The organism is Phenylobacterium sp. (genome assembly GCF_020402505.1).
Classification (GTDB): domain Bacteria; phylum Pseudomonadota; class Alphaproteobacteria; order Caulobacterales; family Caulobacteraceae; genus Phenylobacterium.
This window is the reverse complement of the sequence record NZ_JADBZL010000133.1, coordinates 1-15,027: the sequence shown is the minus strand read 5'-3', so window position 1 is coordinate 15,027 and position 15,027 is coordinate 1. Positions and strand designations below refer to the sequence as shown.

The window sequence follows — 15,027 nt, the reverse complement described above, 5'->3', positions numbered from 1 at the left end:
TCCTGGAAGGACCCGGCGATCTACGAGACCATCGACAAGTACATGCAGGCGGTCCGGGACGATGCGCCCTGGTGTCCGGACAACATCGAATTCATCCGAAGGATCAATGGACTGGCGTCAGTTGATGATGTTCAACGCATCGTCTTCGACGCCGAGTACCTGGTCATGGGCCTGGGCGACGTCTACCTCGGGGCGCCAGTGGCCACCCCCGTGGATCCCCGCCACCGGCTGGTGACGACCAAGTACAACCCCGCCCGCACCTGGACCCCGCCCAACGTGGTGGGCATCGGCGGCGCCTACATGTGCATCTATGGCATGGAGGGGCCGGGCGGGTACCAGCTCTTCGGTCGCACGATCCAGGTCTGGAACACCTGGCGCCAGACCGACGCCTTCACGGAGGGCAAGCCCTGGCTCCTGCGCTTCTTCGACCGGGTGAAGTTCTTCCCCGTCAGCCATGAGGCGCTGACCGACGCCCGCCGCGACTTTCCCCTCGGCCGCTATCCCGTGCGCATCGAGGAGGGGGTGTTCCGCCTTTCGGACTACCGTCGCCTCCTGGCGGACAACGCCGACGGGATCGCCGCCTTCGAGCGCCAGCGCCAGCAGGCCTTCGACGCCGAGCGGGTCGACTGGGAGGCAAAGGGCGAGTTCGCCCGGGTCGAGGCGCTGACGGCGGAATCCTCCGACGTCGGCCCCGCCGATGTCGTCGCTGCGCCAGAGGGCTGCGAACTCGTCGAGGCCCCGCTGGGCGGCAGCGTCTGGAAGGTCCGGGTCGAGCCGGGAGACCGCCTCGAGGCCGGCGATGTCATCGCCGTCATCGAGGCCATGAAGACCGAGTGCGACGTCCCCAGTCCGACCGCAGGCGTGGTGAGGGCGGTCTACGCCCGCGAGAAGGATGCGGTCGCGGCCGGCGCGCCGATCATCGCCCTGGAGACCACATGAGCGCCGTTGACGCCGCCCGCCAGGCCCTTGACCGCATCACCGCCTACGACGCCGTCCAGCCACAGGCCTGGATCGCCCGTTTCTCGGACGAGGCGGTCCTCGCCGCCGCCGCCGAGGTCGATCGCCGGGCGGCGGCCGGCGAGGTCCTGCCCCTGGCCGGCCTGACCTTCGCGGTAAAGGACAACATCGATCTGGCGGGCCTGCCCACGACGGCGGCCTGTCCCGCCTTCGCCTATTCGCCCGGGACGTCGGCGACGGTCGTCGCGCGCCTCCTGGACGCGGGCGCCGTGGCGGTCGGCAAGACCAATCTGGACCAGTTCGCCACAGGCCTTGTGGGGACGCGCAGCCCGCATGGGGCTCCCGCCTGCGTCTTCAACCGCGACTATGTCTCCGGCGGCTCCAGTTCCGGCTCGGCGGTGGCCGTGGCGGCTGGGCTCGTCGATTTCGCCCTCGGGACGGACACGGCGGGCTCAGGCCGGGTGCCTGCGGCCTTCAATGGTCTGGTGGGCTTCAAGCCGTCCAGGGGCCGGTGGAGCACCCAGGGGCTGGTTCCCGCCTGCCGGTCCCTGGACTGCATCAGCGTCTTCACCCCCGACGCCGCCCTGGCCCTGCGGGTCGACGCGGTCCTCGCAGATCTTGATCCCGGAGACGACTTCTCGCGGCCAACCCGGAACGTCCCCCTGCCGGCGCGCCCCCGATACGGCGTTCCCCGGGTGGACCAGCTCAACTTCCTGGGGGATTCGGAGTCCGCCGCCCTTTACCGGTCCGCCCTCAAGCGCCTCGACGGCGACGTCGTCGAGGTCGACATCGCACCCCTTCTGGAGGCGGCCCGTCTGCTTTATGCGGGTCCCTTCGTGGCCGAGCGCACGGCGGCGATGAAGGACTTGCTGGCCCGGAACGCCACCGCCGTTCATCCGGTCGTCCGGGCCATTGTCCAGGCGGGAGCAGGGCTCTCTGCTGTCGAGGCCTACGAGGGACAGTACGCCCTGGCCGCCTGCGCCCGCGCCGCCGAAGCCATCTGGAGCGCCGCAGACGTTCTGGTCCTGCCGACCACCGGGACCATCTACCGCATTGCCGAGGTCCTCGCGGAGCCCTTCGCCCTCAACGCCAACCTTGGCCTCTACACCAACTTCGTGAACCTCCTGGACCTGTCTGCCGTCGCCGTCCCGGCGGGCTTCCGAGCCAATGGTACGGGCTTCGGGATCAGCCTGATCGCACCGGCCTGGACCGACGCCGCCCTTCTGGACCTTGCGGGGGCTTTTGCGACAACGAAACCATCGCCCGGCCGGCCGCCCCTGGATCTGGTGGAGGCGGAGAGGGGGGTGAAGCTGTGCGTGGTCGGCGCCCACCTGCACGGCATGCCCCTGCACTGGCAGCTGACTTCGCGGAACGCCCGTCTGGTCGCCCGTACTCGCACCGCGCCCTGCTATCGACTTTACGCCATGGCGGGCTCCACCCCGCCCAAGCCCGCCCTCGTCCATGACGAGACGGGCGGGTCGCTCGAGGTCGAGGTCTACGAACTGGGTGTGGAGGCCTTCGGGTCCTTCACGGTCGAGGTTCCGGCGCCTCTGGCGATCGGGACGGTGACCCTGGAAGACGGCTCGCAGGTCAAGGGCTTCGTGGCCGAGCCTCGCGCCATGACGGGCGCCCAGGACATCACCCATCTGGGCGGTTGGCGCGCCTACATCGCCAGCCTCTGAGGATCAGGCCGCCGCAGGCTCGCGGGCGGCGAGGGCGAGGATCTCCGCCGGCGGCCGCCGGTTCTTGCCCGTGAGCGGGAAGTCGTAGACCGCCGAAGATCCAAACCTGTGTGGCGCCTGCGGATCATGGCGGCGCTTGTCGAAGGCCAGGACCCGGTCGCCGAGCTTGAAGGCCTCCTTGATGTCGTGGGTGACCATGAGGATGGTCAGCCCATGCTCCCGCCAGAGGCCGTCGATCAGGGCGTGCATGTCCAGCCGGATGCCCGGGTCCAGGGCGCCAAAGGGTTCGTCCAGCAGAAGGATGCGGGGCCTGCGAATCAGGGCCTGGGCGATGGCCAGCCTCTGTTGCATGCCGCCCGAGAGCTGCGCTGGGTAGGCGTCACGGCTGTGGGAGAGGCCGACCTTCTCCAGCATCCGCCCAGCCTCCTCCAGGGCGGCCCTCCGGCGACGGCCATAAAGGCGTCCAAGGAACATCGAGCCGGCGCAGTCGAGTGCGAAGGCGACATTGTCGATCGCCGTCAGATGGGGGAAGACCGAGTAGCGCTGGAAAACGACGCCCCGCTCGGGGCCAGGCTCGGGGGTCAGGGGCGCGCCATCCAGGAGGATGTGGCCGCGGGTCGGGGCTTCCTGGCCGATGATCAGACGCAGGAAGGTGCTCTTCCCGGCCCCGGAGGGCCCGACAATGGAGACGAAGCTCCCGCGCGCGATGTCCAGGCTGACCTTCTCGAGGACGATCTTGTCGCCGTACTCGACCCACACGTCTCGCAAGGAAAGGATGGGATCGCTCATGCCGCGCCCTTTGCGTGGTCCCAGGGGAAGAACCGCCGGCTGATCCGGGCCAAGGTCACGTCCATCATCACCGCGAGCAGGGATATCCAGGCGACATAGGGCAGGATGACGTCCATCGCGAGATACCGCCGGACCAGGAAAATCCGGTAGCCGAGGCCCACGTCCGAGGCGATGGCCTCCGCAGCGATCAGGAACACCCATGCCGGGCCGAGGGAGAGCCTCAGGCCCTTCAGCAGCTTCGGCATGGCCTGGGGCAGGGCGAGGCGCAGGGCGATCTGCCAGGTAGAAGCCCCCAGGGTCTGCGCCTTCACCATCTGCTCTTCCGGGATGGCGCTCACCTGGCTGGCCAGGTCCCGGACCATGAAGGGCGCGATGCCGATGGCGATCAGCGCCACCTTGGCTGTCTCCCCCAGGCCCATGACGATGAACAGGACCGGCAGGACGGCGATGGGCGGGATCACGGCGATGGCCGCCACGAGGGGCCCCAGGGTCGCCCTGACGATGGGCAGCAAGCCCAGGACCAGGCCCAGCACCAGGGTCGATCCCGTGGCGATGCCGATGCCCAGACCGAGGCGGGTCAGGCTGGCCAGGGTGTCGGCGATCAGGGGCACGGCGCCCGTGACCGGATCGACGCTCATCGCCATCCGCTGCCAGGCGGCCCACATGTCCCCCGGTGACGGCAATATCCTGTCGTTGGGGTTGGCCGAGCGCCTGGCCGCCGACGCCACAAGGTAGGCGAGGACGACAAGCAGGAGCGGCGCCGCGCCCAGGAAGATGCGTCCGCTCCTGCCGGGCCTGATGTTCACCAAACGGCGCATGGGGGTGTCCCCTTGAGGCCTGCTAGAGCGTACCCGCCGCCGCCATGGCCATGTAGCTGGGGTCGAACCGCAGCTTGATGTTGTTCGGGTCCCCCTGCACAACCCCGTTGGGGAAGGTGATGCCGATGGCGTCTACAGACGCCGCCCCCTGACCGAAGAGGCCCTCTGCGAAGCTGAACTTGCGCACCCTGTCGCTGGCGGTCACCGCAGCCGGGCTGTTGACGTAAGCCACCGCGTCCGCCGGCTTGTAGTACATGTACGTGGTCGCCAGCTGGGCGTCGTAGCCGGCGAGGTCTGTCCCCGACAGGGACGCCATGGCGGTGCGGGCTGCGACGGCGGCCGGCGAGGCTCCCTGCATCAACTCCAGCACCTCGTACCAGATGCCCACTAGCGCCTTGCCGAAATCGGGGTTCTCCTTCAGGCGTTCCGTCGAAACGACCATCATGTCGAGAATTTCCCCCGGAATCTTGGAGGAGTCGAACACCAGGTTGGCGTCCGGCATGGCGTCGATCTCGCGCAGCATGGGGTTCCAGGTCGCCATGGCCTTGACATCGCCAGTCGGCCAGGCCGCCACCGCGTCGGCGTCGGAGGTGTTGACCAGCTTCACGTCCGACTGCTTGAGGCCCACACTCTCCAGGGCCCGCGCCAGGAAGTACTGTGAGACCGAGCCCTGGACCAGGTTGACCGGAAGGCCCTTGATCTCGGCCAGGCTCTTCCTGCCCTTGAGAAGGACGCCGTCATTGCCGTTCGAGTAGTCGCCGACAATCAGGGCGGTGGTGTCGACCCCGCCCGCCGCCGGCAGGGTCAGGGCGTCCATGTTGGTCGAGGTGACGGCGTCGAGCTTGCCCGCCGTGAACTGGTTCAGGCTCTCCACATAGTCATTGATCTGCACGAGGTTGATGGTGATGCCGTACTTGTCGGCCCACTTCTTCACGATCCCGGTCTGCTGGGCGTAAGGCCAGGGCATCCATCCGGCATAGATGGTCCAGCCGACGGTATATGTCCTGCCGGCCGCACCGCTCTTTGTCTGCTCGCCGGTCTTACCGGTACAGGCCGCCAACAGCGTCATCGCAGCGCCCGCAAGCAATGTCCGCCGGTTCCAGTCCGCGCTCGCCATCCGCAACCCCTATTGAGTGGCACTTCGTCGCCGAAGCGACCGTGGCGGTATTACGGACTGGTCGGATCGTAATATTCCAGCGACCCGACACTCCGTGACCGCAGTTTGGGGAAAGGCGCCCGAAAACTGTGCGTTGGGCGCCCTTTGCGCATCCTGATCAATCAGATCGCCGGTCAGCGCCCGTGTCGCGGGCAAGCCAGACTTATTACCGTGAGCTCGATCCGTAATAATGTTCTGCCCAAAACGGAGGTCCGCCTTGCACCGCGACTTCAGGTCCATTCCCGTTATCAACATTGAAGGTCTGGGGTCGTCCGACCCCGGCCGCCGCCGCGCTGTGGCGTCCGAGATCGAGGTCGCCGCTCGGGACGTCGGTTTCTTCTACGTGACCGGACATGGCGTTCCTGAGGCGTCGCGGCGACAGCTTGAGGCGGCCGCACGGAGGTTCTTCGAGCTTCCCGCCCCAAAGAAGATGGAGGTCTACATCGGGCTTTCCGAAAACCACTCCGGCTATGTGCCGGAGGGCGAGGAGGTCTTTTCCAGCGGGAAGATCGACCGGAAGGAAGCCTTCGACGTGGGCCTGGACTACGACGGCCCGCCCCGGGGCGGCATGCTGGGGCCGAACCTGTGGCCGGATCTGGAGGGATTCAAGGCGGATGTCGGGGCCTATTACGCCCAGGTGCAGACCCTCGCGCGGCTTCTCTTCAGAGGTTTCGCCCTCGCGCTTGGGCAGCCCGAGGACTTCTTCGAGGCCCGGCTCTCGGCGCCGCCCGCCCAGCTGCGCCTGATCCACTATCCCTTTGATCCGGATGCCGTCGATGCGGAAGGCATCGGCGCCCATACCGACTATGAGTGCTTCACCATCCTCTACTCCACAGCGCCGGGCCTTGAGGTTCTGAACGGCGCCGGGGAGTGGATCGATGCTCCGCCGCTTTCAGGCGGGTTCATCATCAACATCGGCGACATGATCGAGACCTGGTCGAACGGGGCCTTCGTGGCCACGAGCCACCGGGTTCGGAAGGTCTCCGCAGAGCGCTATTCCTTTCCGTTCTTCGCCACCTGCGACTACGACACCGCCGTCGAACCCCTGCCCGGTTTCGTGACCGCGGACCGGCCGGCGCGATATCCCCGGATCATCTCCGGGGAACATCTCTTCGCCCAGACCGCCCAGACCTTCGGATACCTCAAGAAGCGCATCGCGGCCGGCGCCGTCATCCTGCCGGAGGGCGCCCAGGCCCTGGAAAGCTTCGGCCAGCAGGCCCGCGCCAAGTCCGCAGTCCGATGAGCTTGGAGATATTGGCGGTCACCCGTCCTTACGCCGAGCCTCTGGCCGCGCCAGCCTGGACGCTGGGCTGCTTCCACCGGCGATGCATCACCTTCGCTACGGGAATCGAGGATACGTCGACGCGGGTCATCTGGGTCCAGAGCCATGGCCTGACCGCCGACCTCAGGCTCCCCCTTGTCCGTCCGGATGTCAGGGCCCGCGGCGCCCTTCAGGCCTGCACCGCCAGCGAGCGGGCCGAACTGGCGCGGGGGGAAGGCTTCGTGGCGCACACATCCTGGGACGGCGCCCTGATGCGATGGGACGCCTTCGCCGCCTTCCAGCCCTACGAAAAGTGGCCTGAGCCCGGCCGCCTGGAACGTGTCGGATCCTGCCTCGTGGAATGGGCGCCCAGCGGGATCTATGTGGAGGACTGGCGTCTCCAGCCGGGCGCTTCGGGACTGTCCGTGGGCCTGCAGCTGGTCTCCGAGACCGGGGCGGACGGGGTCAGCCGGCCCAGGACCGGCGGACTGGTCATCGCCGGCGACCACGCCCTGATGCTCATCGGACGGCGCGCACCCCTGCCGGAAGGGCGGGTCCACGAAATCCTCACCGCCGAACCGGGTCTCTGGGAGGACGCCTTCGACTGCGAGGTCGCCTATGCGCAACGGCGTGACGGCGGCTGGCCCATTCAGCTGGCTGTAGACCCCTTCATGGAGGGCAGGGACCTCCTGGGGGGCGCCGTCTTTGGGGCGGATCCCAGTCCCGACCTCCTTGTCCAGCGGAATCCGGGTCCCGAGGGCGCCTGGCGTGAGCGCATCTGGCGCATCGATACCCTGCGCGCGGACCTGGACGCCGGCGCCGCTACACCCGCCCTGCCTGAGGGGATGGACTGGCTGACCCGGGAGGCGGACGCCCTGGGCCTTGCGGGCCGGTCGCCGCCTAGAAACGCTTCTGCAGGATGACCCCGTAGGTCCGGGGCTCCAGCAGGCGGACGTTACGGTACCGGCCGATCAGGGCGTCCTCGATGATGATGTTGGTGATGTTGTCATCGTCGGTGAGGTTCTTCACGAAAAGCCGCGCGCTGAGGCCCATGGGGTCATTCTCGAGGCGGAACTGCAGGTCGATCACGCCCCAGGAGTCGATGCGGTCGGTGGGCGTGTTGTACTCCCGGGCGTAGTAGGCGTCCTGCCAGGTGGCGTCGACCCGGAAGGTGGCCGTCCAGTCGCCGGACCCGACCGCGGCCTGGTACTGGGCCCCCGCCCTGGCCTTGAAGCCCGGCGAGTGCGGCAGTTCGTTGCCTTCGAGGTTGATCCGCACCGTGGGCGTGGTGGCCGTCAGGCTCTGGGCTGGATTGGCGGCGTCCTCGCTCAGGAAGGTCCCGATGCGGGTGTTCAGGTGCGAGAGATTGGCGTCGAACAGCCAGTTCTGTCCCAGCGAGTAAATGAACTCGCCCTCGAGCCCGTAGATGTCGGCGTCGGCGTTGCGTGTGACCACGCCGCCATTGATCCGCTGGCCCAGCTGCAGCCCCGTGTAGTCATAGTAGAAGGCCGTCAGGTTGGCCTGCAGGGCGCCGTCGGCGAGCAGGTTCTTGGTTCCCACCTCATAGGCGGTCACGGTCTCGGGACCGAAGGTCGGGGCCGTGGCGTTGGAGTTCTGCCCACCGCCCTTGTAGCCCGTGGCCACGGAGCCATAGACCAGGGTCTTGTCCGTGAAGGTCAGGTCGGGCGACCAGTCGGCCGCGACCTTGTAGGTGGTCTTCTGGCCTTGGAACTTCGCATAGGCCCAGGGGTTGAGCCCGGACAGCACGATGGAGCGGCTCTCGCCGGAGCGTTCCTCCTCGGTGTAGCGCAGGCCCACCGTCAGGCGCAGATCCGGCGTCACCTCATAATAGCCTTCGCCGAAGAGCGCCCAGGTCTCGTTCTTCCCGTTACGGGTCTGGGTCGATACCCGCCAGGTCTCCGCCGGGCGGCCCTGGGCTTTCTGGAAGAGTTCAATGGACGGATGCCAGGTCTCGAAGCCACCGGAGCTGGTCCCCTGTGCGCCGAAGTAGCCGACGAGGAAGTTCAAGGGCCCCTCGAACTGCGAGGCCAGGCGCAGTTCGCCGGTCCTGGTGTCCCCTCGCGTCGTGAAGCTGTCGGTTGTCAGAAGCCGGTTGGTCGTGACCTGCGTGGTGCGATCCTTGAAGTAGGTGATCGGCTGCGTGAATCGGAATGGCAGGTCTGCGTTGTCCCAGTCGGTGTTCTGCTCACTGGAGAACTCAGAATAGCCCAGGACCGCCGACAGGGTGAGCTGTCCGAAGTCGTGGTTGAATTCGAGCGAGGCGGCGGTCTGCTCGGCCGTGTAGGTCGGGTCCGTGTCGGCCGCGATCCGGCGTAAATCCGTGGGGTTGGGCGCGCCGGCATAGATGTTGCCGCCCGCCGGGAAGGGCGTGAAGAACCGCGAAAGGGTCTGAAGGATGGTCGTGTTCGCGTCGGGGGAGTCGAAGCCGAGGACCCGCGGATCGCAGCCCAGGACCGGGTGAGCCTTGCACAGGCGCTTGCCCTCCCGGGCGCGTGAGCTGTCTTCCTCGAAGCGGCTGAGTACGAGGGTCGCATCTGTCCGATCGCCAAGCTCCAGCGCCAGGGACCCCCGGACTCCCCACTGGCTCCGGCCATCGACGTCGTTGCCGGTCGCCTCGTTTCGGGTATAGCCGCTGCGGTCGAGAGAATAGCCGGCCAGCCGAAGGGCCGCGACCTGGCCCAGAGGCAGATCGACGGCGCCGCCCACCCGGACGTTTTCGTAGTTGCCGGCCTGGACGCTGACCTCGCCGCCAAACTCGGATCCCGGCTTCCGGGTGATGACGTTGATCGCGCCGCCGGTGGTGTTGCGGCCATAGAGGGTGCCCTGCGGGCCCCTCAGCACCTCGATCCGGGCGACATCGAAGTACTCATTCTGCGGCGGATAGCCGACGGCCGCGCCGTTGACGAAGGTCGGCACGCCCGGATCAACCCCGGCCAGGGCGTTGTTGCCAACCCCGCGCAGGGTAAAGCGGTCATTGCCGGTGAGGACGGCGTTGGGGATCGACAGCTGGATGTCCGTGGCGTCCTCGATCTGCACCCGGTCCAGGGCGGCGGCCGAGAAGGCGCTGACGGCGATGGGCACCTCCTGGAGGTTCTGTTCGCGCTTCTGGGCGGTGACGACCAGTTCCTCGATCTGGTTGGCGGACTCAGCTGCGGCGGACGTCCCGGCCATCAGGGCGATCGTTGAGGCCGCAGCGACGGCGGCGGAACGGTAGCTTCGCATCTCGCACTCCCCTCCGGCGTCGGGAGACTCTCCCTTGTCCGCCAGCATGTTGATTGTAATAACCGTCAATAGCTAGTTTGCGAGGCGGGGGACCGTCAAGCCCAATTGAAGACTCCGTCAATAGCCAGAAAGGGCGCCATGCAGCGGTCCGAATTCCCCGCCGAGGGTGCGGAGGCGGCCGGATCGGTCTCTCCGACGCGGGTGCAGAAAGTCTTCTACAGTCTGGGCCAGGCGGCGCAGTCCGGCGGCTTCGACACGGCTGTGGGCTTCGTCTTCTTCTACTATTCCGTCGTCCTGGGTCTTTCGGGCGCCCTGGTGGGCGCGGCCCTGGCGATCGGGCTGGCCTTTGATGCGGTGGTGGACCCCTTCATCGGGTCGTTGTCGGATAATCTCAAGTCCCGGCTGGGGCGGCGCCTGCCGCTGATGATGGCGGCCATCCTGCCCACGGTGATCAGCGTCGGCCTTCTGTTCTCCCCACCGCCGGACCTGTCCCAGCCCCTCCTCTTTGCCTGGCTTGTCGTGTTCTCGGTTGCGGGCCGCATCTCCATTTCGCTGTTCCATGTCCCTTACGTGGCCCTGGGGGCGGAGCTCACGACGGATTATGCAGGAAGGACGAGCGTGGTCGTCTATCGGTCCGCCGCTGGGGTTCTGGCCGGCCTTGCCATCACGGCCCTGGGCTACAGCGCCTTCTTCGCCAACGGGGGTCTGCAGCGCGCCGAGGGATATCCCGGCTTCGGCTGGTCGGCTGGCGGCATCCTTTTCGTCTGCATGACAGCCTGCTGCCTGGGTCTTCGCCGGTTCGCCGCGGCCCTCCCACAGCCTGACCGGGTTCCCCAGCCCATGTGGAGTCGGCTCCCTTCGGAGGTGCGGGAGATCTTCGCCAACCGGTCCTTCCGGCTGCTCTTCATCTCAGCTCTGATCACCTACCTGGCCCAGGGGCTGAATGCGACGCTGAACAGCCATTCCTTCGTGTTCGTCTGGTTGCTCAAGAGCGAGTCGATCCAGTTCATCTCCTACGCCTTCGTCGTCGGCCTGCTGCTTGGGGTTGGATCGGCCCCCCGCGTCCAGGCGCGCCTCGAGAAGAAAACCGTGGTGTTGGTGGGGCTCTCCCTGCTGATCGCCAACTGGCTGGTGATGCAGGGCGCCTGGCTGGCGGGAGTCTATGCGCCCGTCGGGCAGGCCGCCCTTGCGCCCATGCAGCTCAACTCCTTCGTCGCCGGCATCGGGATCGGGCTCGTCAGCGTGGCCTATCCCTCGATGATGGCGGACGCCGCGGACGAGCATGAACACCTGTTCGGCCGCCGCCGCGAGGGCATCTACTTCGCGGGTCTCGGCTTCGCAAACAAGGCCGCCGTCGGCATCGGCGTTCTCCTCGCCGGCGTGGCGCTGGACCTCATCCGCTTCCCCCGGGATATCGGCCAGATCGCAGGCGCCGTGCTGCCTCACGAGGTCCAGGTCCGGCTCGTCATGGTCTGGGGTCCGATCCCGGCCGTGATCGCCGTGGCCTCCATGGTGATCTTCGCCTCCTACGGGATCACGCGGGCCCGACACGCCGCCATCGCCGCCGCCCTGCGCGCGCGGGCGTCCGCATCCGCGCCCGGCCTCGGAGCCTGAGGTTCAGAACCTCTGGATTTGCCCGAGGTTGGCAAGGCCGCCGGTGATCAGCGCCACGCACATCCCGGTCGCGGTTTCGACGTCGAGCTGGCCGTCCGCCACCAGGCGTCCTGCACGGTCGGTGACCGCGGAAACCATCTCCACTCCGGCGATCGCCATCGGCAAGGACATGCCATACTGACGGCGGACGGCCTTCACGAAGTAGCGGACGGTCCGCTCCCGGTCGGCCCGGTTTTCCGCCTCCATCAGCAGGGCGACGGAGGGATCCGAGAGCAGGGCGGCGATCAGCGCGCCGCGGTCGCGGGTCTGCTCGAGATAGAGCCGCGTGGTCTGGCGGATGAGGTCGTCGAAGCTCTCGGCCTGAAGGGCGCTGGCCATGCCGCGGTCGCGCAGCTCCGCCTGTTCCCGGTTGAGAAGCGCCGTCAACAGGGCGTCCCGCGTGGGGAAGTAATTGTACACGAGGCCCTTGCTGATCCCGATGTCGCGCGCGAGTCGCTCCATGCTGACCGCGTAGAGGCCCTCCGCCAGGATCAGCTGCGCCGCCTCGTCCAGGATCTGCTCCCGACGCACCTCGGGCGTCAGTCGGGTGCGCTTTCGCTGCAAGGAGGCCGGCGCGCTCATGGCGCAGCCTTGCGCTCGACGATGGCGACAACGGGATCAGGCAAGGGAGTCTCCGGAGGGATCCGCTGAGTTTGCCACGATTTCCGCGAATCCCAAGCCGCCAGCCTCCCGGTGGATCGGAGGTCTTGCGCCAGGCGGACTCCGGCCCGGGGTCCCTAGGTCCAGAGCGCCGAAGAGGCCTTCAGAAGGCGGCTCATCATGACGAGGCGGGCCACGGGACGATCCTGCTGCGCTTCGCGGAGCGTGCTCTCGTACCAGGTGACCTCGGTCTTGGGAGACTCCCCGAGGGCAAGGACCCGACCGTCGACCCGGTAATCGCGATCAAGGAAGATGGGGCCGTCGATGAACTCCAGTTCGATCGCGCCGAACATCCCCACGTAATCGCCATCCGTCGGGAAAAGAGGCTTCTCGACGGCGCGAAGGGCGTCGATGGCGACGGCGGGCGCGGCGACGAGCCCTCCGAAGAGCGCCGCGTCGCGGTACTCCGGAAGGGGCTCTGTCACGCCCTCCAGTCGCCGCAGAGCCGTCGTGCTGTCCAGGCGGCTCGGGATGTCGCGGACCGTATCGCCGACCCTGGAGGCCCGGAGGATCCGAAGGTCTGTCGCCGGCTTCTGCTGGGCGACCCGCCGTCGGAGCGCGGAGTCGGGATCCTCGCCACCGGCCCAGGCCGTGCCCTCGCAGACGCGGACGCCCTCGGGGGTCTCCATCCAGGCGGACGCCCGGCGGACGCCGTTGGCCAAGGTTTCCGGGGCGCCGACAAAGGCCTGGACAGGTTCGCCATCGGTCGTGGCGTGCAGGAAGTAGAGGGACAGTCCTCCGCGCCGCCGCCAGTCCTCTCCGAACCGGGCCAGCATCAGGGGCGGAAACTGCTCGAAATGGATGTTCCCCGCCACGGTTCCCCCCCGGAAACCGAGGGTCTGGGCGGTTGCATCGTCATGGATGGACCCGGCGGCGTCGCGGGAGAGGTTGATCGGGCGCCGGACCGGCCCCGCCAGCACGCCGTCACGCGCCTCGAGGGTAAAGGGTTCAGTCGTCATGCCCGGCCTCCCTTGACCGTCGCCCATCGGCGCATTTTATTGACTAAGACTACAATACTGGGTGAGCGCCTGTCCATGAACCTTAGTCTTTCGGACGATGAAATCCGCTTCCGGGATGAGGTCCGCGCCCTGATCGATGCGACCTTTCCGCCGCCAGAGCGATACGACGGCGGCCGGGATCATGAGCGCCGCTGGCACAAGGCCCTCCTCGAAAAGGGCTGGGCGGGCAACAAGTGGCCTGTCGAGTTCGGCGGACCCGGCTGGACACCCACCCAGAACTTCATCTGGGAGCGCGAAGTCACCGCCGCCGGCCTGCCGCCGCAGGTCGGGGGCATGGGCATGGGCATGCTGGCGCCCATCCTCTTCGCCTATGGCTCCCCCGAACAGCAGGCCCGCTTCCTGCCCGACATCCTCGAGGACCGGGTCCGATGGTGCCAGGGCTACTCGGAACCGGGGGCGGGCTCGGACCTCGCCTCGCTCCGGACGCGCGCGGTCCTGCAGGGCGATCACTACGTCGTGGATGGCGAGAAGGTCTGGACCAGCGGCGCCCATCGCGCCGACTGGATGTTCTGCCTGACCCGCACCTCGGACGAGCCCAAGCGGCAGGCGGGGATCACCTTCCTGCTGATCGACATGCGCGCGCCCGGCGTCACCATCCACCCGATCATCTCCATCGATGGACGGCACATGTTCAACCGGGTGACCCTGGATGGGGTCCGCACGCCGGTCGGGAACCGGGTGGGCCGGGAAGGGGAGGGCTGGACCGTCGCCAAGGGCCTCCTGACCCACGAGCGGACTGGCCAGGCCTTCGTCTCCCTCTCCACGGACCTGTCGCGCCGGATCCGCGAGGCCGGTCAGGCGCCGGCCGGATCGGAGGGCGCCGACCTGCTCGGCGACCCCGGCTTCTCGGGTCGTCTCGCCTGGGCCGAGATCGAGCTTCAGGCCCTGGCCATCACAGAGCTGCGAACCTTGTCCGAGGTCGCCGCCGGCGGCGCTCCGGGCGCGCAGTCCTCGACCCTCAAGCTCAAGGGGACGGACATCGTCCAGCGCATGACCGAGTTCTTCGTCGAGTGCGCCGGCCCCTACGCTGCGCCCTGGTTCCCGGAAGCTTCCGGCGCAGAACCCCTGGACATCGGACCTTCGTGGGCGCGGCCGGAAGTCGTGCGCTATTTCGAAGGCCGGGCGGCCAGCATCGCCGGGGGCTCCGACGAGGTTCAAAGGAACATCATCGCCAAACACGTCCTCCGGCTGTAGCGCGCCGCCTGCCGCTGGCTCGTCATGCGGCCAGGGGGCGCCCCGCACTCGACTCCGCCTGACCCCGGGCCTAGCCTTCCCCATAAGAACGCGAGGCTTCGCCATGGCCGGGGGCGTCATCCTCGAGTTTCCTGAAACGGGTCTGACGCCTTGCCTGCACGGGTCAGTATTATAAGAATGGTCAATAAGGAGCGGCCGAGCCACGCGGCCGCGGGGGAGGAGAGGGCATGAACCCATACCTGTCAGGCGAAGGCGCGGATGGCCTCGCGGCCCAGCGCGCCTATCTGGAGGCCAACAACGGCATCCGGGGGCTGGAAATCCTGGAGCGCCGGGACGTCGCGCACGCCGCCGAACTCTTCCGCCGGGATGGCTTCGTGGTCATCGCGCAGGCCCTGGACAGCGCCCAGGTCGAGTTTCTGGCCAAGGGTTGCCAGGAGGTCGCCGACGAGATTCTCGCCCTCGACACCGATCGCCGCGGAAACCGGGGCTCCCACCGCTACTCCTTCGGCGGCTCCAGCCTGACCCGCAGCCAGCTGCACCGGCCTGAGTGGCGCATGCTGCTGGAGAACGCTCTCGTGAACGAGGTGGTGACGGC

At 67.7% G+C, this 15,027-nt stretch carries 13 protein-coding genes; 7 read left to right on the top strand and 6 right to left on the bottom strand.

Annotated features, from left to right (window positions below; all coding sequences use genetic code 11):
* Together IM632_RS09855 and atzF are read left to right on the top strand one after the other, a co-directional pair.
* Positions 1-939, top strand: a 939-nt coding sequence (locus IM632_RS09855) for a carboxyltransferase domain-containing protein (RefSeq protein ID WP_296552287.1), incomplete at its 5' end; no start/stop codon positions are given.
* Positions 936-2,639, top strand: a complete 1,704-nt coding sequence (gene atzF / locus IM632_RS09850; protein ID WP_296479665.1) for an allophanate hydrolase — start codon at positions 936-938, stop codon at positions 2,637-2,639. The genes IM632_RS09855 and atzF, both read left to right, overlap by 4 nt.
* A gap of 3 nt (positions 2,640-2,642) precedes the next feature.
* Here the strand turns inward: atzF and IM632_RS09845 are convergent, their stop codons facing one another.
* The 3 genes from IM632_RS09845 to IM632_RS09835 are packed head-to-tail and all read right to left on the bottom strand — an operon-like array spanning position 2,643 to position 5,363.
* Complete coding sequence (locus tag IM632_RS09845; protein ID WP_296479666.1) at positions 2,643-3,428, bottom strand: ABC transporter ATP-binding protein; 786 nt, start codon at positions 3,426-3,428, stop codon at positions 2,643-2,645.
* Complete coding sequence (locus IM632_RS09840) at positions 3,425-4,246, bottom strand: ABC transporter permease (RefSeq protein WP_296479667.1); 822 nt, start codon at positions 4,244-4,246, stop codon at positions 3,425-3,427. Before IM632_RS09840 ends, IM632_RS09845 begins: the two co-directional genes overlap by 4 nt.
* Before the next feature lie 22 nt (positions 4,247-4,268).
* Entirely contained in the window at positions 4,269-5,363 is a 1,095-nt protein-coding gene (locus tag IM632_RS09835; RefSeq protein ID WP_296497716.1) for a putative urea ABC transporter substrate-binding protein, read from the bottom strand.
* 256 nt (positions 5,364-5,619) lie between these two features.
* On the opposite strand from IM632_RS09835, the gene IM632_RS09830 reads away from it, so the two are divergent.
* On the top strand, positions 5,620-6,645 hold the full coding sequence (locus tag IM632_RS09830; protein WP_296479669.1) for a 2-oxoglutarate and iron-dependent oxygenase domain-containing protein: 1,026 nt from the start codon (positions 5,620-5,622) through the stop codon (positions 6,643-6,645).
* 11 nt (positions 6,646-6,656) lie between these two features.
* Positions 6,657-7,586: a hypothetical protein gene (locus tag IM632_RS09825; RefSeq protein WP_296479670.1), complete on the top strand. Its 930-nt coding sequence runs from the start codon at positions 6,657-6,659 to the stop codon at positions 7,584-7,586.
* Here IM632_RS09825 and IM632_RS09820 read toward each other — a convergent pair.
* Positions 7,564-9,906: a TonB-dependent receptor gene (locus IM632_RS09820; protein ID WP_296479671.1), complete on the bottom strand. Its 2,343-nt coding sequence runs from the start codon at positions 9,904-9,906 to the stop codon at positions 7,564-7,566. The genes IM632_RS09825 and IM632_RS09820 overlap by 23 nt on opposite strands.
* Before the next feature lie 138 nt (positions 9,907-10,044).
* Between IM632_RS09820 and IM632_RS09815 the strand changes: the two genes are divergently transcribed.
* Positions 10,045-11,520 carry an MFS transporter gene (locus IM632_RS09815; protein WP_296479672.1) on the top strand — a complete coding sequence of 492 codons (1,476 nt, stop codon included), beginning with the start codon at positions 10,045-10,047 and terminating at the stop codon, positions 11,518-11,520.
* A 3-nt stretch (positions 11,521-11,523) separates the two neighbouring features.
* Here IM632_RS09815 and IM632_RS09810 read toward each other — a convergent pair whose 3' ends face one another.
* Entirely contained in the window at positions 11,524-12,141 is a 618-nt protein-coding gene (locus IM632_RS09810) for a TetR/AcrR family transcriptional regulator (RefSeq protein WP_296479673.1), read from the bottom strand.
* Positions 12,142-12,296: 155 nt separating this feature from the next.
* Positions 12,297-13,178, bottom strand: a complete 882-nt coding sequence (locus tag IM632_RS09805) for a hypothetical protein (RefSeq protein ID WP_296523473.1) — start codon at positions 13,176-13,178, stop codon at positions 12,297-12,299.
* A gap of 75 nt (positions 13,179-13,253) precedes the next feature.
* Here IM632_RS09805 and IM632_RS09800 point away from each other — a divergent pair, with 75 nt between their 5' ends.
* Together IM632_RS09800 and IM632_RS09795 are read left to right on the top strand one after the other, a co-directional pair.
* Positions 13,254-14,432 (top strand): acyl-CoA dehydrogenase family protein, encoded by a 1,179-nt coding sequence (locus tag IM632_RS09800; RefSeq protein WP_296552285.1) that lies wholly within the window; start codon positions 13,254-13,256, stop codon positions 14,430-14,432.
* Positions 14,433-14,659: 227 nt separating this feature from the next.
* A partial coding sequence (locus IM632_RS09795; RefSeq protein WP_296552283.1) for a hypothetical protein occupies positions 14,660-15,027 on the top strand: 368 nt, incomplete at its 3' end.

Coding starts and splice junctions, on each gene's coding strand:
- atzF (WP_296479665.1), top strand. CDS start 936: ATGAGCGCCGTTGACGCCGCCCGCCAGGCCCTTGACCGCATCACCGCC.
- IM632_RS09845 (WP_296479666.1), bottom strand. CDS start 3,428: ATGAGCGATCCCATCCTTTCCTTGCGAGACGTGTGGGTCGAGTACGGC.
- IM632_RS09840 (WP_296479667.1), bottom strand. CDS start 4,246: ATGCGCCGTTTGGTGAACATCAGGCCCGGCAGGAGCGGACGCATCTTC.
- IM632_RS09835 (WP_296497716.1), bottom strand. CDS start 5,363: ATGGCGAGCGCGGACTGGAACCGGCGGACATTGCTTGCGGGCGCTGCG.
- IM632_RS09820 (WP_296479671.1), bottom strand. CDS start 9,906: ATGCGAAGCTACCGTTCCGCCGCCGTCGCTGCGGCCTCAACGATCGCC.
- IM632_RS09815 (WP_296479672.1), top strand. CDS start 10,045: ATGCAGCGGTCCGAATTCCCCGCCGAGGGTGCGGAGGCGGCCGGATCG.
- IM632_RS09810 (WP_296479673.1), bottom strand. CDS start 12,141: ATGAGCGCGCCGGCCTCCTTGCAGCGAAAGCGCACCCGACTGACGCCC.
- IM632_RS09805 (WP_296523473.1), bottom strand. CDS start 13,178: ATGACGACTGAACCCTTTACCCTCGAGGCGCGTGACGGCGTGCTGGCG.
- IM632_RS09800 (WP_296552285.1), top strand. CDS start 13,254: ATGAACCTTAGTCTTTCGGACGATGAAATCCGCTTCCGGGATGAGGTC.